The 26,390-nt window shown below is 70.8% G+C and carries 32 protein-coding genes; 13 read left to right on the forward strand and 19 right to left on the reverse strand.

The window, feature by feature from the left end:
* Positions 1-228: 228 nt before the first annotated feature.
* The 3 genes from ACWC21_RS38305 to ACWC21_RS38315 form a co-directional block, all read right to left on the reverse strand.
* Positions 229-1,323, reverse strand: a complete 1,095-nt coding sequence (locus ACWC21_RS38305) for a phosphotransferase (RefSeq protein WP_450888989.1) — start codon at positions 1,321-1,323, stop codon at positions 229-231.
* 141 nt (positions 1,324-1,464) lie between these two features.
* The gene (locus ACWC21_RS38310; RefSeq protein WP_450888991.1) at positions 1,465-2,187 is read right to left on the reverse strand and encodes an HAD family hydrolase; all 723 of its coding nucleotides are present in this window, start codon (positions 2,185-2,187) and stop codon (positions 1,465-1,467) included.
* Between the two features lie 29 nt (positions 2,188-2,216).
* A complete protein-coding gene (locus ACWC21_RS38315; protein WP_450888992.1) occupies positions 2,217-3,095 on the reverse strand; it encodes a GntR family transcriptional regulator in 879 nt (292 codons plus the stop codon).
* 148 nt (positions 3,096-3,243) lie between these two features.
* On the opposite strand from ACWC21_RS38315, the gene ACWC21_RS38320 reads away from it, so the two are divergent.
* The gene (locus tag ACWC21_RS38320) at positions 3,244-3,432 is read left to right on the forward strand and encodes a hypothetical protein (RefSeq protein WP_132852555.1); all 189 of its coding nucleotides are present in this window, start codon (positions 3,244-3,246) and stop codon (positions 3,430-3,432) included.
* A gap of 5 nt (positions 3,433-3,437) precedes the next feature.
* On the opposite strand, the gene ACWC21_RS38325 is transcribed toward ACWC21_RS38320, so the two are convergent.
* The 3 genes from ACWC21_RS38325 to ACWC21_RS38335 form a co-directional block, all read right to left on the reverse strand.
* A complete protein-coding gene (locus tag ACWC21_RS38325; RefSeq protein WP_450888993.1) occupies positions 3,438-4,352 on the reverse strand; it encodes a winged helix-turn-helix domain-containing protein in 915 nt (304 codons plus the stop codon).
* A gap of 320 nt (positions 4,353-4,672) precedes the next feature.
* The gene (locus tag ACWC21_RS38330; protein WP_450888994.1) at positions 4,673-5,911 is read right to left on the reverse strand and encodes a GNAT family N-acetyltransferase; all 1,239 of its coding nucleotides are present in this window, start codon (positions 5,909-5,911) and stop codon (positions 4,673-4,675) included.
* 114 nt (positions 5,912-6,025) lie between these two features.
* On the reverse strand, positions 6,026-6,652 hold the full coding sequence (locus tag ACWC21_RS38335; RefSeq protein ID WP_450888996.1) for an RsiG family protein: 627 nt from the start codon (positions 6,650-6,652) through the stop codon (positions 6,026-6,028).
* 179 nt (positions 6,653-6,831) lie between these two features.
* Here ACWC21_RS38335 and dtd point away from each other — a divergent pair, with 179 nt between their 5' ends.
* Complete coding sequence (dtd, locus tag ACWC21_RS38340) at positions 6,832-7,257, forward strand: D-aminoacyl-tRNA deacylase (RefSeq protein WP_450888998.1); 426 nt, start codon at positions 6,832-6,834, stop codon at positions 7,255-7,257.
* A 54-nt stretch (positions 7,258-7,311) separates the two neighbouring features.
* On the opposite strand, the gene ygfZ is transcribed toward dtd, so the two are convergent.
* Positions 7,312-8,277 carry a CAF17-like 4Fe-4S cluster assembly/insertion protein YgfZ gene (ygfZ, locus tag ACWC21_RS38345; RefSeq protein WP_450889002.1) on the reverse strand — a complete coding sequence of 322 codons (966 nt, stop codon included), beginning with the start codon at positions 8,275-8,277 and terminating at the stop codon, positions 7,312-7,314.
* Positions 8,278-8,286: 9 nt separating this feature from the next.
* Positions 8,287-8,724, reverse strand: coding sequence for a Fur family transcriptional regulator (locus tag ACWC21_RS38350; RefSeq protein ID WP_450889003.1), 438 nt, complete (start codon positions 8,722-8,724; stop codon positions 8,287-8,289).
* A 212-nt stretch (positions 8,725-8,936) separates the two neighbouring features.
* Here ACWC21_RS38350 and ACWC21_RS38355 point away from each other — a divergent pair, with 212 nt between their 5' ends.
* The 3 genes from ACWC21_RS38355 to ACWC21_RS38365 are packed head-to-tail and all read left to right on the forward strand — an operon-like array spanning position 8,937 to position 12,495.
* Positions 8,937-9,461 carry a PadR family transcriptional regulator gene (locus ACWC21_RS38355; protein ID WP_450889005.1) on the forward strand — a complete coding sequence of 175 codons (525 nt, stop codon included), beginning with the start codon at positions 8,937-8,939 and terminating at the stop codon, positions 9,459-9,461.
* Positions 9,458-10,150, forward strand: coding sequence for an ABC transporter ATP-binding protein (locus tag ACWC21_RS38360; protein ID WP_450889007.1), 693 nt, complete (start codon positions 9,458-9,460; stop codon positions 10,148-10,150). Before ACWC21_RS38355 ends, ACWC21_RS38360 begins: the two co-directional genes overlap by 4 nt.
* Positions 10,147-12,495: an ABC transporter permease gene (locus ACWC21_RS38365; RefSeq protein WP_450889008.1), complete on the forward strand. Its 2,349-nt coding sequence runs from the start codon at positions 10,147-10,149 to the stop codon at positions 12,493-12,495. Before ACWC21_RS38360 ends, ACWC21_RS38365 begins: the two co-directional genes overlap by 4 nt.
* A gap of 127 nt (positions 12,496-12,622) precedes the next feature.
* On the opposite strand, the gene ACWC21_RS38370 is transcribed toward ACWC21_RS38365, so the two are convergent.
* The 3 genes from ACWC21_RS38370 to ACWC21_RS38380 all read right to left on the reverse strand — a co-directional run bounded on the left by ACWC21_RS38370 (position 12,623) and on the right by ACWC21_RS38380 (position 14,509).
* Positions 12,623-13,198, reverse strand: a complete 576-nt coding sequence (locus ACWC21_RS38370) for an FABP family protein (protein ID WP_450889010.1) — start codon at positions 13,196-13,198, stop codon at positions 12,623-12,625.
* Between the two features lie 208 nt (positions 13,199-13,406).
* Entirely contained in the window at positions 13,407-13,685 is a 279-nt protein-coding gene (locus tag ACWC21_RS38375) for a DUF397 domain-containing protein (RefSeq protein WP_450889011.1), read from the reverse strand.
* Positions 13,667-14,509, reverse strand: coding sequence for a helix-turn-helix domain-containing protein (locus ACWC21_RS38380; RefSeq protein ID WP_450889062.1), 843 nt, complete (start codon positions 14,507-14,509; stop codon positions 13,667-13,669). The genes ACWC21_RS38375 and ACWC21_RS38380 overlap by 19 nt, the downstream gene beginning before the upstream one ends.
* A gap of 164 nt (positions 14,510-14,673) precedes the next feature.
* Between ACWC21_RS38380 and ACWC21_RS38385 the strand changes: the two genes are divergently transcribed.
* The 5 genes from ACWC21_RS38385 to ACWC21_RS38405 all read left to right on the forward strand — a co-directional run bounded on the left by ACWC21_RS38385 (position 14,674) and on the right by ACWC21_RS38405 (position 17,679).
* Positions 14,674-15,015 carry a hypothetical protein gene (locus ACWC21_RS38385; RefSeq protein WP_450889013.1) on the forward strand — a complete coding sequence of 114 codons (342 nt, stop codon included), beginning with the start codon at positions 14,674-14,676 and terminating at the stop codon, positions 15,013-15,015.
* Positions 15,012-15,260, forward strand: a complete 249-nt coding sequence (locus ACWC21_RS38390) for a hypothetical protein (RefSeq protein ID WP_450889015.1) — start codon at positions 15,012-15,014, stop codon at positions 15,258-15,260. Before ACWC21_RS38385 ends, ACWC21_RS38390 begins: the two co-directional genes overlap by 4 nt.
* A complete protein-coding gene (locus ACWC21_RS38395) occupies positions 15,242-15,604 on the forward strand; it encodes a DsrE family protein (protein WP_450889016.1) in 363 nt (120 codons plus the stop codon). Before ACWC21_RS38390 ends, ACWC21_RS38395 begins: the two co-directional genes overlap by 19 nt.
* Before the next feature lie 570 nt (positions 15,605-16,174).
* A complete protein-coding gene (locus tag ACWC21_RS38400; protein ID WP_450889017.1) occupies positions 16,175-16,840 on the forward strand; it encodes a DUF4097 family beta strand repeat-containing protein in 666 nt (221 codons plus the stop codon).
* A gap of 14 nt (positions 16,841-16,854) precedes the next feature.
* Complete coding sequence (locus ACWC21_RS38405) at positions 16,855-17,679, forward strand: alpha/beta fold hydrolase (RefSeq protein WP_450889019.1); 825 nt, start codon at positions 16,855-16,857, stop codon at positions 17,677-17,679.
* Between the two features lie 29 nt (positions 17,680-17,708).
* On the opposite strand, the gene ACWC21_RS38410 is transcribed toward ACWC21_RS38405, so the two are convergent.
* The 8 genes from ACWC21_RS38410 to ACWC21_RS38445 all read right to left on the reverse strand — a co-directional run bounded on the left by ACWC21_RS38410 (position 17,709) and on the right by ACWC21_RS38445 (position 23,032).
* Positions 17,709-17,972: a DUF3099 domain-containing protein gene (locus tag ACWC21_RS38410; protein WP_450889021.1), complete on the reverse strand. Its 264-nt coding sequence runs from the start codon at positions 17,970-17,972 to the stop codon at positions 17,709-17,711.
* A gap of 169 nt (positions 17,973-18,141) precedes the next feature.
* Positions 18,142-18,429 (reverse strand): DUF1416 domain-containing protein, encoded by a 288-nt coding sequence (locus tag ACWC21_RS38415; RefSeq protein ID WP_054243838.1) that lies wholly within the window; start codon positions 18,427-18,429, stop codon positions 18,142-18,144.
* A 41-nt stretch (positions 18,430-18,470) separates the two neighbouring features.
* Positions 18,471-19,316 (reverse strand): sulfurtransferase, encoded by an 846-nt coding sequence (locus ACWC21_RS38420; protein WP_450889022.1) that lies wholly within the window; start codon positions 19,314-19,316, stop codon positions 18,471-18,473.
* 128 nt (positions 19,317-19,444) lie between these two features.
* Positions 19,445-19,525, reverse strand: coding sequence for an Ms5788A family Cys-rich leader peptide (locus tag ACWC21_RS38425; RefSeq protein ID WP_350751515.1), 81 nt, complete (start codon positions 19,523-19,525; stop codon positions 19,445-19,447).
* Positions 19,526-19,720: 195 nt separating this feature from the next.
* Entirely contained in the window at positions 19,721-20,458 is a 738-nt protein-coding gene (locus ACWC21_RS38430) for an LmeA family phospholipid-binding protein (protein ID WP_450889024.1), read from the reverse strand.
* Positions 20,459-20,593: 135 nt separating this feature from the next.
* Positions 20,594-21,889, reverse strand: coding sequence for a hypothetical protein (locus ACWC21_RS38435; RefSeq protein ID WP_450889026.1), 1,296 nt, complete (start codon positions 21,887-21,889; stop codon positions 20,594-20,596).
* A 3-nt stretch (positions 21,890-21,892) separates the two neighbouring features.
* A complete protein-coding gene (locus tag ACWC21_RS38440) occupies positions 21,893-22,147 on the reverse strand; it encodes a MoaD/ThiS family protein (protein WP_450889028.1) in 255 nt (84 codons plus the stop codon).
* Positions 22,148-22,195: 48 nt separating this feature from the next.
* Positions 22,196-23,032, reverse strand: coding sequence for an alpha/beta hydrolase (locus ACWC21_RS38445; RefSeq protein ID WP_450889030.1), 837 nt, complete (start codon positions 23,030-23,032; stop codon positions 22,196-22,198).
* A gap of 170 nt (positions 23,033-23,202) precedes the next feature.
* Here ACWC21_RS38445 and ACWC21_RS38450 point away from each other — a divergent pair, with 170 nt between their 5' ends.
* The 3 genes from ACWC21_RS38450 to ACWC21_RS38460 all read left to right on the forward strand — a co-directional run bounded on the left by ACWC21_RS38450 (position 23,203) and on the right by ACWC21_RS38460 (position 26,372).
* A complete protein-coding gene (locus tag ACWC21_RS38450) occupies positions 23,203-23,982 on the forward strand; it encodes a response regulator transcription factor (protein ID WP_450889032.1) in 780 nt (259 codons plus the stop codon).
* Positions 23,983-24,077: 95 nt separating this feature from the next.
* Positions 24,078-25,100 (forward strand): LacI family DNA-binding transcriptional regulator, encoded by a 1,023-nt coding sequence (locus tag ACWC21_RS38455; protein WP_450889034.1) that lies wholly within the window; start codon positions 24,078-24,080, stop codon positions 25,098-25,100.
* A 165-nt stretch (positions 25,101-25,265) separates the two neighbouring features.
* The gene (locus ACWC21_RS38460) at positions 25,266-26,372 is read left to right on the forward strand and encodes a S1C family serine protease (RefSeq protein ID WP_450889035.1); all 1,107 of its coding nucleotides are present in this window, start codon (positions 25,266-25,268) and stop codon (positions 26,370-26,372) included.
* Positions 26,373-26,390: the final 18 nt, after the last annotated feature.

The raw sequence follows: 26,390 nt of genomic DNA on the forward strand, positions 1-26,390 counted from the left end.
CCCGAGTACATCCAGTACGCGGGTGATGCTCCGCCTTGCGAGGCACCGCACCGGACGCCGCGAGCTTCCCGGCAAACCTTTCCGGTCGCAGCACTGGAACAGCCCGCGGGCCTCGGCCTCGGCCTCGCGGACGGTTCGGCGGCGATGGCGTGGTCGTACTCCGTGCCCGTGACGGCGGTCGCGGGTACGAGCGTGACCCGGCGCCGCGTGCGTCGGGTCACGCCGTGCCTACGCGGACGGCTCCCCGTGCTCGCGCCGCCAGCGCACGAGCGCGGTGACGATCCGCCTCGGCCCCGGAACCGACTCGAGCCCGAGCGGCGGGGCGGCGTCGGCCAGTACCTGACGCAGCTTCAGCGCCGCCCGGACGAGCTGCCGCCAGTGCGTGTCCGGCCCGGGGTCCAGGGACAGGGCCACCCGGATGACGTCGGTGAAGAGGGACTGGGCCCTCTTGTAGCCGAGGAGCAGAGGCAGGTCGTGCCGCCAGCCGGCCGCGCTGCCGGGGCGGGCGCCTTCGACCGCGTCGGCCCACTGCCGCGCGACGGCTCGCCCCTGCCGGACCGGATACCGCATCAGGTGCAGATGGGTGGCGAGGTCGTAGAGCGGGTCGCCGACCATCGCCAGCTCCCAGTCGATCGTCCACAGGCGGCGGTCGTCGTCGACGACGAAGTTCTCACGGTGCAGGTCGGCGTGGAGCAGGCAGAAAGGGCGTTCACGCAGCCCCGAGACATGTTTGCGCAGGTGCTTGAACGACTCGGCGTGCACACCGAGGTCTTCGAAGAGTTTTTCGAACACCGTCAGATTGCCCTGGTACACGTGCTCCTCGGTGAAACAGACGAGTCGTTCCAGGAAACCGTCGCTGTCACCGTCCTCCGGCCGGTCCTCGTCCGCACAGCGCCGGTCGACGGAAAGGGTTTTTGAGGTGACCCGGACCAGTTGGGGGAACAGGCCGACGATCTGCCGGAGAAAGTCGTCGGGAACCTCGAGCCCGGACGCGCAGAGGGATCCGAGCGTCCGCCCCTCGATGAATCTCTGCAGCTTCAGGCCGTCGGCCTCGATGATGTCCGGAATGCCGTGGATCCGGCCGTTCAGGTCCTTGAGCAGCTGCTCCTCCGAGGCGAAGCACCGCCGGTCGAACCAGAGCAGCCCGGGGCGCGGCTCCCGGCACTTCCACCGTGCCTGCGGGCCGGATCCCTTTTCGCCGGGCAGCGGAAAGACATAGGTCTCGTGGTGATATCCGTGGAGCGGGCCCTCGACCACGCTCTCGTCGCCACCACTCGCACCGACCGCGTTCAGCCGGGCCTGGGAATCCGATTGGGGTGACATTGCCCGTTTCTTTCGTAGGCCCCTTCCGGAGGATACAGAAGTGGAAGCACGGTACTCCGCCGACGGGCCCGTGGCATGCCGGACGCGTTCTATTCACGGAACCCGGTCGCGGTCGAGGGGGACCGGACCGGCACTCGCGCCTTATCGACGGACAATGCGCAGCAGCGTCTCCAGGGTCCGGACGACGTGCTCGGCGCCGGCCGCGCGCAGCCGCTTCTCGCCCGGCTCGCCCCGCGCGTAGCCGACGAACGGGATCCCGGCCCGGGACGCGGCCTCCCAGTCCGTGGGGGTGTCGCCGATCATCACGGCGGCCGAGGGCGCCGTACCCGTCGCGCTCAGGGCTCGCTGGAGGCAGTACGGGTCGGGCTTGAGCAGGCGCAGGTCCTGGGTGCGGCCGTAGATGTGCGGGGCGAAGCAGCCGATCAGGCCGCGGCCCGTCAGATAGGCGCGGGCCGCCCGCGCGGAGTTGTTCGTCGTGATGGCCATCGGGGAGCCGACCGCGGACCAGGTGCGTATCAGGGGATCGGCGTAGGCGGTGGGCATCGCGGACGCGGTGGCCCGCAGCTCCTCCTGGGTGAGACGTTCCTCCAGTTCCGCCACCAGGTCGGAGCCGGGGTGCCGGTCCTCCACGGCGCGCAGCAGGATCTGCGGGTCCGGCGACCGGCGCTCCCCCGGCGTCAGCAGCCCGTGCAGCCCGCGGCTCTCCAGCCACTCCACCAGCTCACCGGCCACCCCTTCCGCGGTGTGCCCGGCGAACAGGCGGCAGATCGGGCCGTCGAAGTCCCACAGCACCACCCGGGCCCGGGCGATCACGTCCCGGAGGGCTCGCGTCGCGTCCGTCGCGCCCTCGGTCCCGGCGGCCACCGGCTCATTCCGTTTCGTATCAGGAGTCACTAGGAGAGTGTCAGGTCCGACGTGATGGTTTCCCAGAGGGCGTCGAACCACTTCTGCGACTCCTGCACGAACGCCTCGTCCCGCTGGCCCCGCCGCGTCTCGAAGGAGAAGAGCAGGGACTGCGAGCCGAGGGTGTCGTACATCTCCAGCGTTCCGCTGTCCGTGGACTCCTCGCGGCGGGTGACCATGTAGTAGCCGATCAGCGCCTCGGTTCCGTTGAGGAGGTAGAGCTTGACCGGAGGGGTGAAGGGCAGCGCGCGGAAGGTGACGTGTACGTCGATGTCGTGGGTGCCGCGCAGGGCCTGCAGGTTGTACCGCAGGACCTGGCCCTGGGCGTTGCGCATGGCGAGCCAGCGCTGGTGGACCGGGTCGTCGCCGTCGCGCCCGTCGACGGGGACCGGGAAGGCGAGGTCGATGTGCCGGGACGGCAGCAGTATGCGCACGTCGATGCGTTCGGGGCGGGCGCGGCCCTCGTAGATCATGCGGAGCGGTTCGCTCAGCGCCATCATGAGGGTCTCGGCGGTCAGGCAGACCGCGTCGATGCGCACGCGCGGTGCGGAGAAGGCCTCGGCCAGGCGGGGGGCGAGGCCCACCATCGTCGGCTGCGGTTCGTCCCGGGCCGGAGCGGGTTCGGCGATGCGCGGCGGGCTGCCCCGGCTGACGCTGCTGAGCAGTCCGTCGTCCTGGAGCGCGCGCAGGGCCTGGCGTACGGTGCCGCGCTCGACGCCGAACTCCTCGGCGAGTTCGGCCTGGGTGGGCAGGCGGTCTCCCGCCCTCAGGTCCCCGACCCTGATCCGTTCCCGGAGGGTGTCGGCGATCTCCTGGGGCGTGAGCCTTCTGCTGCCGTTCACTGCCACGTTCTCCTGTGTCACGACCAAACGCTACAACTGGCACCTACCCAAAAGGGGTTGTCCTTAGGTTGTTTATGGATGGGTGCCAAGTGGGGACAACTTAATCAAAGTTGGTTGCCAACTTAGTCCAGTTGGCGGAAGTTTTGCTTCCTGGCAACCTGAAGGGGGAACCACCGTGCCTGCCCTCGCCCTCATCTCCGCAGTCTTCGTCGTCGGCTTCGAACAGATCGTGCAGTGGAAGTACGGCGCCACCGGCATCGTCGGCCTGCTGATGCTCAGCATCGGCCTCAAGGCCAAGAGCCCGGCCGTCAGCTCGGCCGGCGCCGTCCTGCTCGCCGTCCTGCTCGCGGGACCGGCCCTCTGAACCGCTCACGCCGTGAGCACCAGCTCCGAACTGATCGTCTCCCACAGGGCGTTGAACCACAGGTGCGACTGCTCCACGAAGGTCGCGTCACGCAGTCCGGCGCCCTGCTCGAAGGCGAACAGCATCGACTGCGTGCCCTCTGCGTCGTACAGCTCCAGCTGCTCGTGGCCGATCTCCCGCTCGTGCCGCGTCAGCGTGTAGTACGCGAACAGCGCCTCCGTGCCGTTGAGCAGGTACAGCTTGACCGGCGGGGTGAACGGCAGGGCCCGGAAGGACACCCGCACGTCGATGCCGTGCGTGGCCCGCAGCGCCAGCAGGTTGTGCTGGAGGACCTGGCCCTGGGCGTTGCGCTGGGTCAGCCAGCGCCCGTGCAGCAGATCCGCGGCCGAGGCGTCCACCGGGGCCGGGAAGGCCAGGTCGATGTCGCGGCTGGGCAGCAGTACGCGGACGTCGACCTTGGCCGGTTTCATGTGCCCGGCGTGGATCTGGCGCAGCGGCTCACCGATCGCAAGGGTGAGCGAGACGGAGGTCAGGCACAGGGCGTCGATCTCGACGTGCGGGGCCGTGAAGGCGGCGGCTATCCGCGGGGCCAGGCCCACCATGGTGGGCTCGGGCGGGGCGGGCGGCCCGGCGGGCGCGCGGCCGTGGCCGAGGCCCGGGGCCACGGTGGCCGGGCTGCCCTTGGTCACGTTGGTGAGCAGGTGCTCCGACTGCAGGATCCGCAGGGCCTGGCGCACGGCCCCGCGCTCGACTCCGAACTCGTCCGCGAGCCTGGCCTGCGTGGGCATGCGCTGCCCCGGCCTGAGCGCCCCGGACCTGATCCGGGCGCGCAGTTCGTCGGCCACCTCGCGATGTGACTTCTGTGGCCGTGGTGGTCTCTTCGGCCCATTGGCGGAGGCGGGTTCCGGGTCCACAGTCAAACAGTACAACTTCCCGCCATCTTGTGGCAGTTCAGTGAAAGGTGGTTATGAGACGCGTCCAAACGGCAATAACTATGGTGGAGTTGGCGGCCAACTTGGAGAACATGGTCAGTCCCCCGGTTGGTTGGCCCACCGGGTTCCCTTCCGGAGGGGAGCTGGGACCCCGGCCCGAGCACAGTCACAACCGAACAGCGACAACTCAACACGGATGCGCACAGCCACAACTGAACAAGCACGCTACGGATGAGTCAGCACAGGCCGGTCAGTACGGGTTCAGTCAGCACTGATCGGCCGGCACCGTTCCCGGCAGGAGGGAGTCCTCAGAAGAGGTCCGGGCACCACGGTCGCCTGGACGTACGCAGCAGGGCGTCGGCCACTCGGGCGGCGCCCGCTCGGTCTTCCCGGGCCCGGTCCAGCGCCACGAGCCGGGCCACGGACTCGCCGCCCAGCCAGACACCGGCCAGATCGCCGACGTCGAGGGTGAGTTCGGCGCTCCGCGTGGCCGCGGGCGTGCAGGACGCGCCCTCGGGGGACGCCTCGAGCCGGAACCGGCCGCCGGCGAGCCCCTGCCGGTCGGCGATCTCCAGCACCAGCGAGCCCTCCCCCTCGTACGTCCGCGCCTCCATGGCCCGTACGACGTCCAGGATCCGCACCCACAGCCAGTCCGCCTGCGTGGTGATCCTGGCCGCGCGGGGGTCGGGGAGGAAGTGGGGCAGCAGGTCGTCGGGGGAACGCCAGCCGCTCTTGACCTGGGTGACCCAGTCGATCGAGCAGACGTAGTGCCACAGGGCGCGCTCGGCGGCCGGGGCGGCGGCGAGCAGCCACTTGACCTCGGCGGTGCAGTGCGGCTGGTCGCCGTGCCACTTCTCGTCGCACCGGTACGACACCATGCCGTCGACCTCGCCGGACGGCGCGCGGTGGACGGCGTAGAAGGGTTCGGGCCGCTTCCCGACGAAGTCCAGGTCGCCCGTGTCCAGCCGCCACCACACCTCGTCCCGGCTGACCGCCCCGGGCTGGGTGCGGCGGACGCGCTCGTGCAGTTCCGGGCCGAGCTTGCGGACGTCCCCGGCGTCGACCAGGTCGATACGTCCGCCGTCCGCCGGGACCGGGCCGCGGCGATCGAGGCCGCTGCGCAGGACGTCGACGGTCCACTCGGTCATCCAGGTGGCGGGCCCGAAGCCGTAGCGGCCGTAGATCGGGTACTCGGCGGCTATCAGCGTGGCGACCACGTCCCCGCGCTCCTTCGCCGCGGCGAGGTCCTGGCTCATCATGCGGGTCAGCAGGCCGCGGCGACGGTGGGTGGGGGTGACCGTGACGTTGGAGATGGCGTCGGCGGGCACGGCGGCGCCGCCCACCACGGTGAGTTCCTGGGCGAAGGAACGGAAGGTCGCCACACACCGGTCGCCGTCGAAGGCACCGAGGAGGCGGCCCGGGACGAACTGGAGGCGGCGGGCCTCGTGCTGCTCCGCGGTGGGGGTCGGTTCGCGGAGGAAGCCCGTGTTCAGGGCGCGGTGCCAGTCGGCGAACTCGGCTTCCCGGACGGGACGTACATCGGTCATGGGGGCCACGGTAGGTGTACGGCGCAGGCGTGTCGCGGGGTTTTCCGCCCCCGCACACCACCGCACGCCCTCACCGCACACCGCCGCCCGCCCCCGACCGCACGCCCGGTCGCCTCACGTCAGCAGGTCGTCCACCTGCGCCTCCCCCTCGCGGTACCGGCGTGCGATCTCCGCGCTGCAGTCGTCCGTCGTGCGCTGCAGATGCTGGCGCCGGCCGGAGACCTCCTGCTCGTAGCGGACCAGACGGCCCATCGCGGTGCCCAGCTCGGCGTCGGTGCGCGCCTGCAGGTCGGAGAGCTCGACCTCGGCGAGCATCTCGGCGGCCAGCCGGCGGTACTCCTCGTTGTGCGGGGTGCCCAGCGTCACATGACGGGCCGAGGAGCGGTGGCGGGCCGGGGCGTCGGTGAGGATCTCCGGGAGCCGGGACACCACGGAGGCCATCACGGTCGCGTCCCGCGGGCCGTCCCCGGCGGCGACCGCCGGTTTCGGGCCCCGGCGGGCCAGCTCCGCGCGCAGGATGTCGATCCGGCCCTGCAGCAGCCGCCGTACGTAGCTGAGGTCCGCCTCGTCGCGCTGGGCGTCCCGGCGCAGCGCACGCAGTTCGGGCAGGCTCAGCCGGGTCAGGTCGTGCTCGGGCGGCTCCGCCGGCAGCTCCGGGCTGTCCACACGCTGTGTGGGCGGCCGCTGCATCTCCTGCAGCAGCTGCTGCAACTGGAGCTGCCCAGTACTCGGTGTGCTCATGTGCCTCTACCGTCCCCTCGACCGCGTACGGAAGCATCGTGCCACCCCAAGTGACCGCTATACGACCGAGAGCCCCCGAACAGCCCCAGATAGGCCGTTAAGGAGCAAAATTGGACCGCCTCGCGACCTCCTCACGCCCCCCTCCGAACCCGTCGGGGGCACCCGGCATCATGGTCCGCATGCGAGCAGTGGTGCAGAGGGTGGACGGCGCGAGCGTCGTCGTGGACGGGCGGACCGTGGGCGAGATCAACGGCGAGGGGCTGTGCGTCCTGGTCGGGGTCACGCACGAGGACACCAAGGAGAAGGCGGCCCAGCTCGCCCGCAAGCTGTGGTCCGTGCGGATGCTGCACGACGAGAAGTCGTGCAGCGACATCGACGCCCCGCTCCTCGTGATCAGCCAGTTCACCCTCTACGGCGACGCCCGCAAGGGCCGCCGCCCCACCTGGAACGCGGCCGCGCCCGGCGATGTGGCCGAGCCGCTCGTCGACGAGGTGGTCGCCCGGCTGCGCGCGCTGGGCGCGACGGTGGCGACGGGCCGGTTCGGCGCGCAGATGCGCGTCTCGCTGACGAACGACGGCCCGTTCACCGTCCTGCTGGAGATCTGAGCGCCCGGCTGGAGGTCTGGGCGTCCGGCTGGAGCCCCGAGCCCGGGCGTCGGCTCAGGGCTCGACGACGACCTCCTGCGCCGCCGCCGTCTCCCCGGCCACCAGTCGCGCGTCCACCGGCACGTTCCGCTTCACCAGGGCCAGGGCGACCGGGCCGAGTTCATGGTGGCGCACGGACGTGGTGACGAAGCCGATCCGGCGGCCGTCCGGCCCCTCGTCCGCGACGCGGATGTCCGTGCCGTGCGGCGGCAGGTGGACCTCGCTGCCGTCGAGGTGCAGGAAGACCAGGCGACGCGGGGGCTTGCCCAGGTTCTGCACCCGGGCGACGGTCTCCTGGCCGCGGTAGCAGCCCTTCTGCAGGTGGACCGCGGTACCGATCCAGCCCAGCTCGTGCGGGATGGTGCGGTGGTCGGTCTCGAAGCCGAGGCGGGGCCGGTGCTGCTCGACGCGCAGCGCCTCGTGGGCGAGGATCCCGGCCGGCGGTCCGACGGTCTCCGCGTACGACTCCAGGTCGGCACGCGGCAGGAACAGATCCCGTCCGTACGCCGTCTCGCGTACGACGGCGCCCTCGGGCACGTCGGCGATCGAACCGGCCGGCAGGTGCACCACCGCGGTGTCGGCCGTGCGGTCGGCGACCTCCACCCGGTAGAAGAACTTCATCGACTCCAGGTACGCCAGCAGCGCCTCCTGGGTGCCGGGCTCCACGTGGGCCCAGACCGTCTCACCGTCGTCCACCAGGTACAGCGCGTGCTCGATGTGCCCGTGCGCCGACAGGATCAGCGCCTCGGTGGCCCGGCCCGCGGGGAGTTCGCTGACATGCTGGGTGAGCAGCAGGTGCAGCCAGCTCAGCCGGTCCTCACCGGTGACGGTGACGACACCACGGTGGGAGAGGTCGACGAAACCGGCACCGTCGGCGAGGGCTCGCTGCTCGCGGAACAGGTCGCCGTAGTGCGCGGCGACGCCTTCGTCCGCACCCTCGGCGGGGACGGCACCGGGCAGGGACAGCAGGGGGCTCTTCATACGCAAAGCCTACGACTCGGTAGTTGAACTCTTCAGGGTGCAGTCCTTGCAGCGCCCGAAGATCGCGAAGTGCTTCATGTCCGTGTCGAAGCCGAACGTCTCACGCAGCTTGGCCGTGAACTCGGACGCCACCGCGACGTCCGCCTCGATCACGTTCTGGCAGTCCCGGCAGACCAGGTGGATGTGGTGGTGCCGGTCGGCCAGGTGGTAGGTGGGAGCGCCGTGCCCCAGATGGGCGTGGCTGACCAGGCCGAGCTCCTCCAGGAGCTCCAGGGTCCGGTACACGGTGGAAATGTTGACCCCCGACGCCGTCTTCCTCACCTCGCCGAGGATGTCGTCGGGGGTCGCGTGCTCCAGGGTGTCCACGGCTTCGAGCACGAGTTGCCGCTGCGGCGTCAGCCGGTAGCCGCGCTGCCTGAGGTCGCTCTTCCAGTCGGTGCTCACCACACACCAAGTCTAGGGCCGCGTGCACTCCGCGCACCGGACACATCTCAATGCTCTGATGCCCCTCCCGGGGAGGGGCAGCCGGCAACTGCCTGTTTCCCAACTGTGACGATCGCCAGTCCCGGCTCCCTCACCTGCACGGCAGTACACCCCACCCAGGACCTATACACAGTGTGTATACATGCCATGTATACACACTGTGTAGAGTGCGGGTCATGTCCATCGGTCACACCCTTCTGGGGCTCCTGGAGTCCGGTCCGCGTCACGGCTACGACCTGAAGCGGGCCTTCGACGAGAAGTTCGGTCACGACCGGCCGCTGCACTACGGCCAGGTCTACTCGACGATGTCCCGGCTGCTGAAGAACGGCCTCGTCGAGGTCGACGGGATCGAGGCGGGCGGCGGTCCCGAGCGCAAGCGGTACGCGATCACCGACGCCGGCATCACCGACGTACAGCGGTGGCTGGCGACCCCGGAGAAGCCGGAGCCGTATCTCCAGTCGACCCTCTACACCAAGGTCGTCCTCGCGCTGCTGACCCGGCGCGACGCCGCCGAGATCCGCGACACCCAGCGTTCCGAGCACCTGCGCGGCATGCGGATCCTGACCGACCGCAAGCGCAAGGGGGACCTGGCGGACCAGCTGATCTGCGACCACGCCCTGTTCCACCTGGAAGCCGACCTGCGCTGGCTGGAACTGACCGCCGCCCGACTCGACAAACTCCGTGAGGCTGTGACCCGATGACGACTTCTCTCCCCGGTTCCCTGCTCCTGGCGCACGACCTGCGCAAGGCGTACGGCCCGACCCTCGCACTGGACGGCGCCGGGTTCTCCATCCACCCGGGCGAGGTCGTCGCCATCATGGGCCCCTCCGGGTCCGGCAAGTCCACGCTGCTGCACTGCCTCGCGGGGATCGTGCCGCCCGACTCCGGCTCGATTCTCTACGACGGGCGGGAGCTCGCGACCATGAGCGACGCCCAGCGCAGTGCGCTCAGGCGCAGCGAGTTCGGGTTCGTGTTCCAGTTCGGGCAGCTGGTGCCGGAGCTGACCTGCGTGGAGAACGTGGCGCTGCCGCTGCGGCTGAACGGCACGCCCCGCAAGGACGCCGAGCGCACCGCGCTCGGCTGGATGGAGCGGCTGGAGGTCGACGACCTCAGGGGCAAGCGGCCCGGCGAGGTCTCCGGCGGTCAGGGGCAGCGCGTTGCCGTGGCCCGCGCGCTGGTCACCGGACCGCGCCTGCTGTTCGCCGACGAACCGACCGGCGCGCTCGACTCCTTCAACGGCGAACGCGTGATGGAACTGCTGACCGAAGCGGCCCGCTCGACCGAAGCGGCCGTCGTCCTCGTCACCCACGAGACAAGCGTGGCCGCCTACTCCGACCGCGAGATAGTCGTCCGCGACGGCAAGTCCAGCGACATGGAGCGCGCCGTATGAGTCCTCGTCAGTGGTCCAGGGATCTGGCCATGGGGGCCCGCTTCGCCGTCACCGGCGGACGCGAGGGCTGGGTCCGGATGACGCTCACCGCCGTCGGCGTCGGCCTCGGCGTGGCACTGCTCCTGCTGTGCAGCGCCCTGCCCAACGTGTTCGCCTCCCGCCGACAGGTGGAGGACGCGCGCTTCGACTACACGTTTTCCGTCAAGACCCCGCCGAAGGCCGACAACACCTTCCTGATCGCCGACACCGACACCACCTGGCACGACGACGACATCCGCGGCCGGCTCCTCGAGCCCGAGGGCAAGCGGGCGCCGCTGCCGCCGGGGGTCGACAGCTTCCCGGGCAAGGGCGAGATGGTGGTCTCCCCCGCGCTCAAGGACCTGCTCTCCTCGGACGGCGCCGAGCTGCTGCGGAAGCGGCTGCCGTACAGGATCACCGGCACGATCGGCGAGAGCGGACTCATCGGGTCCCGCGAACTGGCCTACTACGCGGGCGCCTCGGGCCTGAAACTCACGAAATTCTCCCGGGTGCACCGGCTGACCGAGTACGGCAAGCCGGATGCGGCACCCGGAAAGACCGACCCGGTGCTGCTGCTCATGATCCTGGTCGTGTTCGTGGTGCTGCTGACCCCGGTCGCAGTGTTCATCGCCGCCGCCGTCCGCTTCGGCGGGGAGCGCCGCGACCGACGGCTGGCCGCGCTGCGCCTGGTCGGCTCGGACAGCCACATGACCCGGCGGATCGCGGCGGGCGAAGCGCTCGGCGGCGCCCTGCTCGGCCTGGTCGTCGGCACCGGCTTCTTCCTCCTGGGCCGTCAGACGCTCGGCTCCGTCGAGCTGCTGGGCGTGAGCGTGTGGCCCGGCTACCTCGATCCCACGCCCGCGCTCGCCGCGCTGGTCGCGGTGGCGGTCCCGGTCGCCGCCGTACTCGTCACACTGCTCGCGATGCGCGGCGTGGTGGTGGAACCGCTCGGCGTCGTGCGCGCGGCCAGGCAGCGCCGCCGCCGGCTGTGGTGGCGGCTGCTGCCGCCGCTGGCCGGCCTCGCGATGCTCTACCCGATGATCGGCAAGGGCCGCAAGAACGGCGACTTCAACCAGTACCTCGTCATCGGCGGCGTGCTGCTGCTGCTGATCGGCATCACCGCGCTGCTCCCCTGGGTCGTGGAGGCGGTTGTCGTCCGCCTCGGCAAGGGGGCGCTGTCCTGGCAGCTCGCGGTACGGCGGCTGCAGCTGAGCAGCGGAACCGCCGCGCGCATGGTCAACGGCATCGCCGTCGCCGTGGCCGGGGCCATCGCCCTGCAGATGCTGTTCACGGGAACGCAGAGCCAGTACACCAAGGCCACCGGCCAGGACCCCGGCCGGGTCCAGATGCAGGTCGACTTCAGCGACCGCAAGCCGCTGTCCGGTGTCGAGCGCGGATTCACCGGCACCAAGGGGGTACGGGCCGCAGTGGCCCTGGCCATCTCGCAGTACGGAGACGCGCGTCGCGACCCGAAGAACAGCAACGGCCTGACCGTCGGTAACTGCACCGCCCTGCGCGAACTCGCCACGCTGCCCTCCTGCAAGGACGGCGACGTGTTCGTCACGCGGACGAGGAGCCATTACACCTCCCCCAGCAACGCCGACGAGATCGCCGTGGTGAAGCCCGGCCGGCAGCTCTACATCGACCCGTCGTACGGTGACGCCGCCGAACACGGCATCGAGGTGCCCTGGACCGTTCCGGCGGACGTGCGAGTGGTGGACGCGCGCAAGGACTCACTGACGGACCGCGACGGTCTGCTGGTCACCCCCGCCGCCCTGCCCGCCAAGGCCGCGCCCGCAGTGTTCTCGGACGGGGTCTACCTGCGGCTGGACCCGTCGGTGCCGGACTCACGGGAGTACGTACGCAACGTCGTCGCCCGGATCGACCCCCTGGCACAGACCTATGCATGGTCGGCGACCCAGGAGGACACCAAGTACGCCTCCATCCGCACCGGCCTGTTCGTCGGCTCCGCCTTCGTGCTGGCACTGATCGGCGCGAGTCTGCTGGTCTCCCAGCTGGAGCAGTTGCGCGAGCGCAGGAAGCTGCTCTCCGCGCTGGTCGCCCTCGGCACCCGGCGCCGCACGCTGAGCCTGTCGGTGCTGTGGCAGACGGCCCTCCCGGTCGGACTCGGCCTCGCACTGGCCACAACGGTGGGTATCGCCCTCGGCTCGGTGCTGCTGAAGATGGCCCGTACACCGGTGGCCGTCGACTGGGCGAGCGTCCTGACCATGACCGGCGTGGGCGCGGGCGTGGTCGGCGTGGTCACGCTGCTCAGCCTGCCGCCGCTGCTACGGATGATGCGCCCGGAAGGCCTGCGCACGGAATAACCCCTCGCACGTCCCGACGTGGGCTCCTCCTGCCAGGAGGAGCCCACCCGTGCCCGTCCGCGGTCGGGGCGGGCGCGCCTTCAAGTCAGCGATTCACCGGACACGCGCCCTCGACCTATTTGGCGGACTACTTGAAGAAGGCGATGCCGTCGTCCGGCATGTCGTCCGGGAGGGCCTTGGCCCAGCGCTCGACCTCCTCCGGGGTGACGACCTTCTTCAGGTGGGCCGACATGTACGGGCGCAGCTCGACGTCCGGGGTCTGCTTCTCGCCGACCCACATCAGGTCGCTCTTGACGTAGCCGTACAGGCGCTTGCCGCCGCTGTAGGGCGGGGAGGCGGGCGTGCGGGCCACGGCGTCCGTGACCAGGTCGATCTGGGGCTTCTTGTCGGCCATCTCGCCGTACCAGATCTCGATGACGCCGTCGTCGCGGGTCATCGTGACCTCGACCTTGCGGGCGGCGTCGATCCGCCAGAAGCCGGACTCCGACTCCAGCGGGCGGACCTTGTTCCCGTCGTTGTCCAGCACCCAGGTGCGGGAGTGGTACTCCAGGAAGTCCCTGCCGTCGTGGGTGAAGGTGACCTCCTGCCCGAAGTTGCACTTCTGGGAGCCGGGGAAGTCGTGCACGCCCGCGCCGGCCCAGTTGCCGAGCAGGAAGGCGAGGGGGACGAGGTCCTTGTGGAGGTCGGACGGGATCTCGATCATGATCGGCGGTTCCTAGGTGGGGATCAGCGCTGGCCCTGGTACAGCTTCTTCACGGTCAGCCCGGCGAAGGCGAGAACGCCGACGCAGACCAGGACCAGCAGGGTTTCGAAGAAGATCTCCACGGTTGCTCCTTGAGCGGGGGTGGGCGTACTGAGCCGGGCCCCAGCTTACGCGGCCGGGCTCCGGGCCTCTTGGCGAGGTCGGCCCCTCAGCGCCGCCGCTTGACTCCGTCGACGAAGGCCGTCCAGGCCGGGGCCGTGAAGAGGAGGGGGGTGCGGGTGGTGTCCTTGCTGTCTCGGACGGGGACGAGGGAGGGGACGTTGTCGGAGACTTCGACGCACTCGCCACCGTCCGGGTTGCTGTAGCTGCTCTTGCGCCAGTCGGCGGTGTGGAGAAGGTCGTCGGAGACTTCGACGCAGTTGCCTCCGTCGGGATTGCTGTAGCTGCTCTTGCGCCAGGTCACGCCGTTCAGGTCGATGGCTCGCACGGCACTTCCTCCAACATCCGCAGGACGAACTTCCGGGACTCGGCCGGATTCAGGGCCAGGTCGCGCATCGCATCGTACGCACGCTGCAGCGGCTCAACTGAGCCGTTTTCTCCGATCAGTTCACCACGGTGCGCGTTCTCCGTGTAGGCCACTGTCCGGCCGTCCAACAGCCGCAGAAACATCACGTCGGTGCTCACCAGGCCATGCAGCCCGGAACTCTGTGGCAGTACTTGAACCGTGATGTTCGGACGCTCCGACACCTCAACCAGGTAGTCGAGCTGCTCCCGCCATGCCCGCGCGTCGCGCAGCGGCGTACGCAGTACGGCCTCTGCGAGAACGGCACGGAACGGTGCAGCATCCTCCCCCTCCAGTACCTGCCGTCGACCGGCGCGCGCCTCAACCTGCTGGTCCAGGTCCTTGCCCTTGTAACCGCCCAGCGCGAGGACCTCACGTGCGTAGCCGCCGGTTTGCAGCAGCCCGGGAACGGTGCTTACCGAGTACTGCCACAGGCTCACCGCCTCCGACTCCAGGATCATGTACCGCCGGTACCGCTCCTTGAACTGCGTCGGATCTGCCACCGCCAGTTCCCACAGCGTCACCAGCAACCCCGGCGTCCCGTAGAACTGGTCCAGCGCCTGTACGACCTCGGGGCCGCCCAGCGTCCGCCCGCTCTCCATCTTGCTGAACTGGGACGCGTCCCAGCCGACCTCCTTCGCCAGGTCCCGAAGGCTCAGACCCCGCTCGGTCCTCAGGCGCCGCAGCTCCTCGGCGAATCGCCCCCTCGGCTCCTGGCTGCGCCCTGTGATCACCAACCGTTGCGGCATCGCGCTCCTGTTGAATTTGTTGAATTTGGCCGGGTCAGCGTTGAAATTGGGCCTCTGAACAGCGCAAACGCTCTTTTTGTGCGCCATGCTCAAGGCGTCCCAACACGCAGCGTAGTTCGCCCGTCGCACTGCGCTCAGGCATTCACCGAAAGGAGCGGAGCTCGATGACAACGAAGTCGGAGCCCCTCGAACCCGGATCCCTTCTCTACGACCCGGCGACCGCCAAGATCGGCGAGTACCAGCACAGGGCAGGCCCGTACGCCCTGCTGCGTCCCGTGGGCGGCGGAAGGGAGTGGGAGGCCGACCCGGCCTCCCTCCGGCCCGCCACCGACCGGGAGCGCCTCGCCGACGACCTGAGCCGTCCGCCCCTGCCGCTCCCGGGCTGCCCGGCCTGCGCGGAGCTGGCCGGACTCAGGGATGCCGCTCGCGCCGAGTGCGACCGCAGCGCGGAGACCGACGCCAACGTCCTGCTGCGGCAGCACCGGCGGCGGGAGCACCGGGCATGAGGGGCGGCCTGCCGTACGAGGAGTGCAGGCGGCGGCAGCACGCCGCGCCGCGCGACCGGGCTCCGCTGGACCCGGCCTTCGCGCTCCCGCCGTTCGACCCGCGCTCCCGGCAAAGGCGCCGGCGCCGGCGGCGGCCGGTCGACGGGGCCGTCCTGAGCGGCGTACTCACCGCGCTCTGCGTGGCCGCGCTGCTCGTGGCGATCGTCTTCGCGACTACGCTTCCGGCATGGCGAAGAAGCTGGTGATCAAGGTGACGGCCGGGGCCGATGCCCCCGAGCGCTGCTCGCAGGCGTTCACGGTGGCGGCGGTGGCCGTGGCCAGCGGGGTCGACGTCTCGCTGTGGCTGACCGGGGAGTCGTCCTGGTTCGCGCTGCCCGGGCGGGCCGCCGAGTTCGAGCTGCCGCACGCGGCTCCGCTGCCGGATCTGATCGAGTCGATCCTGACGGCCGGGCGGATCACCCTGTGCACGCAGTGCGCCGCCCGCCGGGAAATCACCGAGAAGGACGTGATCGAGGGCGTACGCATCGCGGGCGCCCAGGTCTTCGTCCAGGAGGCTCTGGGGGACGAGACGCAGGCGCTCGTCTACTGATCCCATGTGATCCCGTGCGGCGCGGGCCTGCGCGATTCGGGCTGAGCGCGCCTACGTCGCCGGGGACTGGGCGACGAGCCGCCAGATCCCCGCGGCCAGGCCCATGTCGCCGCTCCGCCGGGGCCGCTCGGCGAGCTCGCACGGCCCGGCGACCCTGATCCGGTTCCGGTACGGCAGCGGGTCGCCGAAGGAACAGCCAAGCCGCGGACGGCCCCATTCATCCACAGGGCGTGCCCGCGCCCTCCTCCGCCACGCAGCGCCTCGCCCTTTCCCGGCTCGTAGGCCTGCGTCGCGGTGCCGACGTCGGCGATCTCGCCGGTGCTGCGCACGCAGCGAGCCTGCTTCGTCTCGTCCGACGAACCGTCGCGGACGCATAGCGTTCACTCACAGGTTGTTGCAACGCGCAGCGAGACGCGTTGCATTAGATTCGGCTCCATTGCAATGATTTTGACCCGTTCACCTGCAGAGATGCACTCCCCCTGCGTTCATTTCATTGCCCAATCCATGAATGCAACGTAGCGTTTCCATCGTTCGAAACGAAGCCGAAAGCCACAGCAGAAGGAACGCATGATGCAGAAGTTCGAAACGCCCGGCCCCGTGAACGCCGTCATCGACATCGCCGCCGGCGGCATCCGCCTCATCGCCGCCGACCGGGCCGACGCCACGGTCGAGATCCTCCCCGCGGACGCCTCCAGAAGCCGCGACGTGAAAGCCGCGGAACGGACCCGGGTCACCTTCGCCGACGGGGTCCTTCGGATCGAGACCCCGGCCGCGGACAACCGGGTCCTCGGCAACGCCGGGTCCGTCGAGGTCACCGTCCAGCTGCCCGCGGGTTCCCGCGTCGACGCGAAGGCGGCCGCCGCCGGGTTCGAGAGCGCCGGACGGCTCGGCGACGTCACCTTCACGGGCGGCTACCGCACGGTCAGGGTCGAAGAGGCCGCGAGCGCCCGCCTCACCGCCGTCGACGGCGACGTCTCGGTCGGCCGCCTGGGCGGCTCCGCGGAGATCAGCACCCAGAGGGGCGACATCCAGATCACCGAGGCCGTGTCCGGCACGCTCACCCTGACCACCCAGCAGGGTGCCATCTCGGTAGGCGCCGCCCACGGAGTCTCCGCCTCCCTGGACGCCGGCACCACCCACGGCCGCATCCACAACGCGCTCAAGAACGACGGCACCGCCGGCCTGACCATCCGGGCGACCACCGCCCACGGCGACATCACCGCCCGCAGCCTGTAGGAAGGAGCCCTCCCATGGCCATGGCAAATAGCGGCACTTCATCGACCGCCTCCACATGGACCGGCATGGTGCCGGTCGACGACACGGCCCTGGCCGTCACCGACACCGGCGGCCCAGGTACCCCCGTGGTCTACCTCAACGGCCAGTTCGCCACCCAGGGATACTGGCGACGGGTGATCGCCGAGCTGGGAACCGGATGGCGGCACATCACCTACGACGAGCGGGCTCGCGGCAGGAAATCGGGGCGTTCGGCGGACTATTCCTTCGAGGCCGCCGTCCGGGACGTCGACGCCGTCCTCGCGGCGAGGAACGTGGGCCGGGCGCTGGTGGTGGGCTGGTCCTACGGCGCGGTCGTCGCGGCACACTGGGCGGGCCGGAATCCGGACCGTGCCCTGGGCGCGGTCCTGGTCGACGGCGCCTTCCCGTACGACTGGCTGGACGACGCCATGGAGCAGCGGATCCGGAAGCTGTTCCGGCGGATGGGCTGGTTCACACCGCTGCTGCGCCCGACCGGCCTGACCCCCCGGATGACCGCCGAACAGCAGGCGAACAGCAACATCGAGCTGGGCAGGCTCTCCCGTGAACGCGAGCTGGGCCCCGTGCTGGACGGCATCACCGTCCCGGTGCGGTACGTGGTCGCCTCGGGGACGTCCTTCGGGAGCCGTGGTGACGAGCAGGAACGGATACGCGCCGGCCTCGACGCGGTGACCACCCGCAACGCGAACATCCGGATCAGCGCGAAGGTCGCCGGCAACCACGGTGCGATCCTGAAGAAGGACTTCCCGGCCGTCGCCGAGGCCGTCCGCGAGGTCGCCGCACTCGGCCTCGGGGAACGCTGACCGGCGCGGCCGTGCTCGGCGGACAGGCTCTAGGAGCGGGGCGGCTTCCTGCCGTCCAGCTCGTCCCACCACTCGTCGGACTGCGGGTCGCCGGAGGGGTCGTCCCACCAGCGGTCCTCGGGGCCGCGCCGGTTGGCCACCATGGCGGCCACGGGCGGGATGACCATGGCCACCACGCACATCCCGACGGCCGCCGGGACCGACCAGATGCGTACGACTCCCCAGGCCAGGACGAAGAGACCGATGCAGATCCCCATCATGACGAAGTACCAGCGCCGCCGCCGTGCGTACATGACTCCAGAGTAGGCGGGCGAGCGTCGCTCGGCCGTGCGGCGGCGCGAAGCCCGCGCGGCAGTGCGGGGTCCTCCGCGGCGGGGAGCGCCGCGGGCCGGGCAGCCGGAAGGGCCGCACCCGAGGCGTCCAACCCGTGGGGTACGGCCCTTCCGGTGGTGAGCGGGCTGCTCAGACCGCGATCGCGACCTCCGCGAGGCCGCCCTGCTGGGCGACGACCGTGCGGTCGGCGGTGGCTCCGGGGACGAGGGCGCGCACGGTCCAGGTGCCCTCCGCCGCGTAGAAGCGGAACTGTCCGGTGGCGGAGGTGGGGACCTCCGCGGTGAACTCGCCGGTCGAGTCCAGCAGACGGACGTAGCCGGTCACCGGCTCGCCGTCCTTGGTCACCTGACCCTGGATCGTGGTCTCACCGGGCTTGATCGTCGAGGCGTCGGGGCCGCCGGCCTTCGCTCCACACATGTCGTTCTCCTGAAGGGGGTGATGAGAGGTCGGTCGGGGTCTTACTTGTTGGCGCCGAGCTCGATCGGCACGCCGACGAGGGAGCCGTACTCGGTCCAGGAGCCGTCGTAGTTCTTGACGTTCTCCACGCCCAGCAGCTCGTGCAGGACGAACCAGGTCAGGGCCGAGCGCTCACCGATGCGGCAGTAGGCGATGGTGTCCTTGGCCAGGTCGACGTTCTCCTCGGCGTAGAGCTCCTTGAGCTCGTCGTCCGACTTGAAGGTGCCGTCGTCGTTGGCGTTCTTCGACCACGGGATGTTGCGGGCGGACGGGACGTGGCCCGGACGCTGCGACTGCTCCTGCGGCAGGTGGGCGGGCGCCAGCAGCTTGCCGGAGAACTCGTCGGGCGAGCGGACGTCGACCAGGTTGTGCGAGCCGATCGCCGCCACGACGTCGTCGCGGAAGGCGCGGATGGCGGTGTTCTGCGGCTTGGCCTTGTACTCGGTGGCCGGGCGCTCGGGAACGTCCGTGCCGTCGACCAGCTCGCGGGCGTCCAGCTCCCACTTCTTGCGGCCGCCGTCGAGGAGCTTGACGTTCTCGTGGCCGTAGAGCTTGAAGTACCAGTAGGCGTAGGACGCGAACCAGTTGTTGTTGCCGCCGTAGAGGATCACCGTGTGGTCGTTGGCGATGCCCTTCGACGACAGGAGCTTCTCGAAGCCCTCCTGGTCGACGAAGTCACGGCGGACCGGGTCCTGCAGGTCCTTGGTCCAGTCGATGCGGATCGCGTTCTTGATGTGGTTCTTCTCGTAGGCGGACGTGTCCTCGTCCACCTCGACGATGGCGATGGTCGGGTCGTCCAGGTGCTCCTGGAGCCAGTCGGCGTCGACCAGGACGTCGCTGCGGCTCATGCTCTTTCTCCTCCGGGGCAGTTGCGGCGGGGCGTGCGAATGCGTGGGTGCGCGGCCCGGTCCGGGTCGGCGCACGGGTGCCCTGAGCAGGGCAGGGCGAGGGGGGTGAGCGCGGAAGTCGCTTCCGCTCAGAAGGGGCGACAGAGCATGGCGGCAACGCGGCACAGGTCCACTGCCCGCCGCTTCGTGAGATCCGCCTGTCGCTTCATGGGCTCGATCGTAGGGACGGACGACGGGGCGTGTCACCGGGGTGTCGCATCGTGAGACACGATCGTCCGCCATGTGGGACGCGACGGGGCGCAACGGCCCACGGCAAGGCGTCCGGACGCCGGGCGCGGCCGGGGCATCTGCGGTACGGACGCGGGCGTCTCGCCACTCGGACGCCCTTGTCCACCGCTGCTGTCCTACCCGGCCAGCTTGACGTTCGAACCCTTCACCGTGATCTCGACGCCGTTCCGCGCCGCCCGCACCGAGTCGAGCTTGATGCCGCCGGGCAGCCGGTCTATGGCCTGCTTGATGTCCGTGATCTCACGGACCCGGTTCTCGGCGATGGCGATCCCGCCGACCGCGGGCAGGTTGTCGGCGCGCACCTTCACCGTGTCGCCCGCGACGGTGACCGTGCTGAGCAGGGGGACCGTCTTGTCGATGTTCAGGGCCGGGACCTTGAGGTCCACCGCGACCTTGATCTTGCCGTTGCCTCCGTCGGAGAGGCCGACCACGTGGGCCGTGACCCCGGGGGCGACCTGGGTCGGCTCGGCCTTCGCGGCCTTCAGCAGCTCGTCGTAGGCGATGGTCGCGGTGCCGGTGGCGGTGGACGCGGTGGCGGAGCTGTAGTCGCCGGAGAACTCGACGTCCTTCATGTCGGCCTTGAGGTCGTCGATGCGGATCTGCTCGTTGCCGTTGCCGGTGGCCGCCTCGTAGTCCTTGATGCCCACCTCGACGTCGTCCAGGGAGCCGCCCGCCACCTGGGTGAGGAAGGGGAAGCCGTTGATCGACACGTCCGGGGTGTCGGCGAGGTTCTGGGTCGCCTTCAGCTTGTCGGCGGCCTCGCCCTCCGCGAAGTGCACGGCGACGCGGTCGACGACCACGAACAGGATGCCCAGGATCACGACGACGATCAGAAGTACTCGCAGGGCGCGCATCGGTGGTTCCCCCGGTCAGGCGGTGGTGTGGCGCTCGGACACTTGTGGTGCAACGCCGACGGTATCCCTGCGGGCTCGGCCCGCAGGGAAATTGTCGATCATCTGTGACAGGGGGCTCATGTCCACGCCCTCCGCCTACCCGAGTGCCCGCCCCAGCACCCACACCACCGGCGCCGCCGCCGACAGCGGCAGGGCCACACCGGCCGTGAAGTGGACGAAGCGGGAGGGGTAGTCGTAGGCGGCGACACGGTGGCCGACCAGGGCGCAGACCGCGGCGGCGGCGCCCAGGACCGCGCCCTTCGTGCCCAGGTCCGTCACACCGCCCAGCGCGATGCCCGCGCCCGCCGCGGCGAGCACGGCGACGGCCACGGAGGCGGGGGTCGGCAGCGGGAGGGCGCGGGCCAGGAGGGCGACCGCCACCGCCGCCGCGCCGACCGTCACCGCGTCGGGCTCGGCGCCCAGATAGCCGGTGGCGATCACCGCGAGGGCCGTCGAGACGACCGTCGCCATCAGGCCGTACATGCGCTCGTCGGGAGAGGCGTGCGAGCGCAGCTGCAGCACGAGGGTGAGCAGCACCCAGATCCCGAGCGGGCCGAGGATCGCGGCCGGCGCGTCCTCGCGCCCCGCCACCAGCACCGCCACGTCCGCGGTGAGCGCCCCGGCGAAGGCGAGGGCGATGCCCTGCCGGGCGGGCCACATGCCGTTCAGCCGGAACCAGCCCGCGGCCGTGACCGCCTGGAGCAGTACCAGCGGCACCACCAGGGCGTACGTCCCGACGGCCGCCGTACCGGAGAGCAGCAGGCCGAGCAGCGCCGTCAGCGCGGCCGGCTGCATGCCGGGCTCGATGATCGGGGAGCGGCCCTCCAGGCGGGCGCGCTGGGCGTCGGTGATGCGGGCGTTGCCGGAGAGGGTGGCCGGGCCGTAACCGGGCCCGGACTGTGCCGCGGGGGACTGTGCCGCGGGGGGCTGCGGCGCGGGGGACTGTGCCGCGGGGGACTGCGGCACGTGAGGCTGCGGGTGGGCGGGCGCGGCGGGCTCGTGGCCCTGCTGCGGCAGGTACGCCGTCTCGGCGGCCGGCACCGGCGGCTGCACGGGCGCGTGCACCTGCGTCTCCCAGGTCTGGCCCTGCCACTGCTGGGTGGGCTGCTCGTCGTACCCGCCGGACTGGCCGTACCGGGGGGCCGGCCCGTACCCGGACTGGCCGTACTCGGGGGCCGGCCCGTACCCGGACCGGCCGTAGCCGCCCTGGTCGTGCCCCGCCGGCCCGGCCCACGCCTGCGGTGCCTGCTGCTGGTAGGGGTTCGGCGCCTGCTCCTGGTAGGGGTTCGGCTGCTGGTACGGCTCATGGCCCTCGTACGGCTGTTGCCCGTGGTACCCGTCGTACCCGTGCCCCTGGTAGGGGTTCTGGCCCTCATACGGCTGGTCGGTCATCGCTCACCCTCCTGCGAACGGCGGAAGCACCTCGACCGTGCCGCCCTCGGCCAGCCGTACCGTCTCATGTGCGCGGCTCCCCACGGGGTCACCGTCGACGAGGAACGAGCATCGCTGCAGTACGCGCGCGAGTTCGCCGGGGTGTCGCTCCCGTACCGCGGCGAGCGCCTCGCCGAGGGTCGCCGCGTCGTACGGCTCCTCGGCGACCCCGGCCGCGGCCTTGGCGGCGGCCCAGTAGCGCACCGTGACCTTGGACATCTGGTTCCTCGAATGGACGAAGGCAAGTAAGAGACGGATGGGGCCAGGCTAGCCCGCCCGGACGGCCGCCCAGTCCCCGATCCGGGCCAGGAGCGCGTCGTCCGCGGCGTGCTCGGCGTGGCCCATGCCGGGCTCCAGCCAGAGTTCGCCGTGGTCACCGGCCGCGTCGGCCAGCATTCGGGGGTGGTCGACGGGGAAGTAGCCGTCGCTGTCGCCGTGCACGATCAGCAGCGGGGTCGGCGCGATCCTCGGCACCGCCTCGACCGGGGAGAGCGGCACCGGGTCCCAGTCCCGGTGGTGGATGCGGGTGCGCAGCCCGTAGCGGCCGACCAGCCGGCCCTCGGGGCGGGTGACCAGCCAGTGCAGACGGCGCATGGGGGCGGTGCCCCGGTAGTACCAGCGGGCCGGCGCGCTCACCGAGACGACGGCGTCCGTTCCCTCGTGCAGCGCCGCGTGCCGCAGCACCACCGAGCCGCCCATCGAGAAGCCGACGGTGACCACGCGCGCGTGCCCGCAGCCGCGGGCCCACTCGACCGCGGCGGCGAGGTCCAGCACCTCCCGGTCGCCGACCGTGGACCGGCCGCCCGACTCACCGTGCCCTCGGAAGGAGAACGTGACGACGGCCCCGTAACGGGCGAGCACCCCGGCCACCCTTCGCACATGCGGCCGGTCCACCGCGCCGGTGAAGCCATGGGCGACGACGAACACCAGGTCACGAGCGGGTGGCGCGGAGGCGTCGTATACGGCCGACCCCGGGTCGTATACGGAATCGATCGCAACCCCGTCAGCAGTGTGCAGAAACGTCCGCAAAGGGGTGCCTCTGCTCGTCTCACGCTTCGGACGAACGGTGGAACGTGCCACATGACCTGCCGGACCGGTGCTCATGTGGGCTATTCTGCTGGGCAGAGGACTCGGGCAGTGTTGCCCCCGGGTCCTTTTGTGCTTTCGGAAGCGTTGTATACGAAGCGGGAAACCGCAGGTGTACGGGCCTTCGGGATCGCAGAGCAGTTCCGTACCGCACACGTCCTCGCAGGGACCGAGGAGGAACCAGACGTATGAGTTCTCTGCTGCTCCTGACCAACGCCCTCCAGCCGTCGACGGAGGTGCTGCCCGCCCTGGGCCTGCTGCTGCACAGCGTGCGCGTGGCCCCGGCCGAGGGCCCGGCGCTCGTCGACACCCCCGGCGCCGACGTCATCCTGATCGACGGGCGCCGCGACCTGCCACAGGTGCGCAGCCTGTGCCAGCTGCTGCGCTCCACCGGCCCCGGCTGCCCGCTCGTCCTGGTCGTGACCGAGGGCGGCCTGGCCGCCGTCACCGCCGACTGGGGCATCGACGACGTGCTGCTCGACACCGCCGGCCCCGCCGAGGTCGAGGCACGCCTGCGGCTGGCCATGGGCCGGCAGCAGATCGTCGCCGACGACTCCCCCATGGAGATCCGCAACGGCGATCTGTCGGTGGACGAGGCGACGTACTCCGCCAAGCTCAAGGGCCGGGTGCTCGACCTCACCTTCAAGGAGTTCGAGCTGCTGAAGTACCTCGCCCAGCACCCTGGCCGCGTCTTCACCCGTGCCCAGCTGCTGCAGGAGGTCTGGGGCTACGACTACTTCGGCGGCACCCGCACGGTCGACGTGCACGTACGACGGCTGCGCGCCAAGCTCGGCCCCGAGCACGAGTCGCTGATCGGAACCGTCCGGAACGTCGGTTATCGATTCGTTACTCCCGAGAAGGTGGATCGCACCTCGGACGAGAGCCGGACGAAGACCTCCCAGCCAAAACCGGACAACGAGAACATCTCACCCTCTCTGGACGCCTCCGGGGTCCCCGCGGAGGCGTAGCAGGCACTCGCCGTCGCTCACGCAGGGCGTCGCCGCCGTACAGCCGGGCTCCGAACGCCCTGCCCAGAGCCGGTCTCTCCGCGTAGACTCCGCGCGTGGCCAAGGTGACTCGGGACGACGTGGCTCGGCTGGCGGGGACTTCCACCGCCGTGGTCAGCTATGTCATCAACAACGGACCCCGGCCGGTCGCCCCGGCCACGCGCGAGCGCGTCCTCGCCGCGATCAAGGAGCTGGGGTACCGGCCCGACCGGGTCGCGCAGGCGATGGCCTCGCGCCGCACCGACCTGATAGGCCTCATCATCCCGGACGCCCGCCAGCCCTTCTTCGGGGAGATGGCGCACGCGGTCGAGCAGGCCGCCTCCGAGCGCGGGAAGATGGTCCTCGTCGGCAACACCGACTACATCGCCGAACGCGAGGTCCACTACCTGCGCGCCTTCCTCGGCATGCGCGTCTCCGGTCTCATCCTCGTCTCGCACGCGCTGAACGACCTGGCCGCCGCCGAGATCGACGCCTGGGACGCCCGGGTGGTGCTGCTGCACGAGCGGCCCGAGGCCATCGACGACGTCGCCGTGGTCACGGACGACCTGGGCGGCGCCCAGCTCGCCGTGCGCCACCTGCTGGAGCACGGCTACGAGTACGTGGCCTGCATGGGCGGCACCGCCGAGACCCCCGCGGTCGGCGACCCGGTCTCCGACCACGTCGAGGGCTGGCGGCGCGCGATGACCGAGGCCGGGCTGCCCACCGAGGGCCGGCTCTTCGAGGCGCCGTACAACCGCTACGACGCCTACCGCGTGGCCCTCGAGGTGCTCTCCCGCCCGGACCGCCCGCCGGCGATCTTCTGCTCCACCGACGACCAGGCGATCGGCCTGCTGCGCGCCGCACGCGAGCTGCGCATCGACGTCCCCGGCGAGCTGGCGGTGGCCGGCTTCGACGACATCAAGGAGGCGGCGCTGGCCGACCCGCCGCTGACCACGGTCGCGTCGGACCGCCCGGCGATGGCCCGGGCCGCCCTGGACCTCGTCCTCGACGACGGCCTGCGGGTGGCGGGCTCCCGGCGCGAACGGCTCAGGACGTTCCCCTCCCGGCTGGTGGTCCGCCGCTCCTGCGGCTGCAGGTGACACGGCGCCCAGCGCTGTGAATCACCTGTACCAGGCATGATGAAGGCGGCCTGAGAACCCGCCCCCACCTGCGAGGACTGCCTTTATATCGGGCATACGAGGTTCTGCCGGGCTTCTCAGCGGGCACTCAGGAAGCTCTCATGATCGCGGGCAAAGCTCTATGACATGACCGAGAGCTTCCGCCGCAGCGGCGAGTACGAGAACCCCCAGGGCGACGCCTACCAGGGCGCGTACCCCCAGCAGCAGCACGCCTCCTCCCCCGTGAACCCCGACTGGCCGGCGCCGCCCGCGTACCGGCCCGCGCAGTCGTTCACCGAGGCGGGGCCGGGCCCCCGGACCGCGGCGGACGGCGCGGACGGCGGCGGTACCGCTCTCCCCACTGCGGACCCGGCACCGAAGAGGAAGCGCGCCCGGGGCCCGTTCGCCCTGCTGGCCGCCGTGGCGATGGTCGCCGCGGCCGTGGGCGGTGGCACGGCGTACGCCTTCCAGGAGCTGAGCGGCACGGACACCGTCGCCGCCACCAGCACCACCACCAACGTGGTGCCCGCCGGCAAGAAGGGGAACGTCGCCGCGATCGCCGCCGCCGTCAGCCCGAGCGTGGTCGAGATCCAGGCGACCCTCAGCGACGGCTCCTCCACCGGCTCCGGCGTGATCATCTCCTCGGGCGGCGAGATCGTCACCAACAACCACGTCGTCTCCGGCGCCTCGTCGATCAAGGTGACGACCAGCGACGGCAAGTCCTACACCGCCCAGGTCGTCGGCACCGACAGCTCCAAGGACCTCGCCCTCATCAAGCTGCACGGCGCCTCCGGCCTCAGGGCGGCGGCCCTCGGCAACTCCGACGGCGTCCAGGTCGGCGACACGGTCGTGGCGATCGGCTCCCCCGAGGGCCTGACCGGCACCGTCACCAGCGGCATCGTCTCCGCGCTCAACCGTGACGTCACCGTCCCCACCGACGAGAACCAGAACCAGGGGCAGGGCGGCGACGGACGGTGGCCGTTCCAGTTCGGCGGCCGGCAGTTCAACGGCGACACCGGCTCCTCGACCACCACCTACAAGGCGATCCAGACCGACGCCTCGCTGAACCCCGGCAACTCCGGCGGCGCCCTGATCGACGCCGGCGGCAACATCGTCGGCATCAACTCCGCCATGTACTCGAGCGCCCAGGCGTCCTCGTCCTCCGACGCGGGCAGCGTCGGCCTCGGCTTCGCCATCCCGATCAACACGGTCAAGTCCGACCTCGCCAAGCTGCGGTCGGGCTCCAACAGCTGAGCCACCCACCCCCGCACA

It is taken from the genome of Streptomyces sp. NPDC001348 (assembly GCF_053597535.1).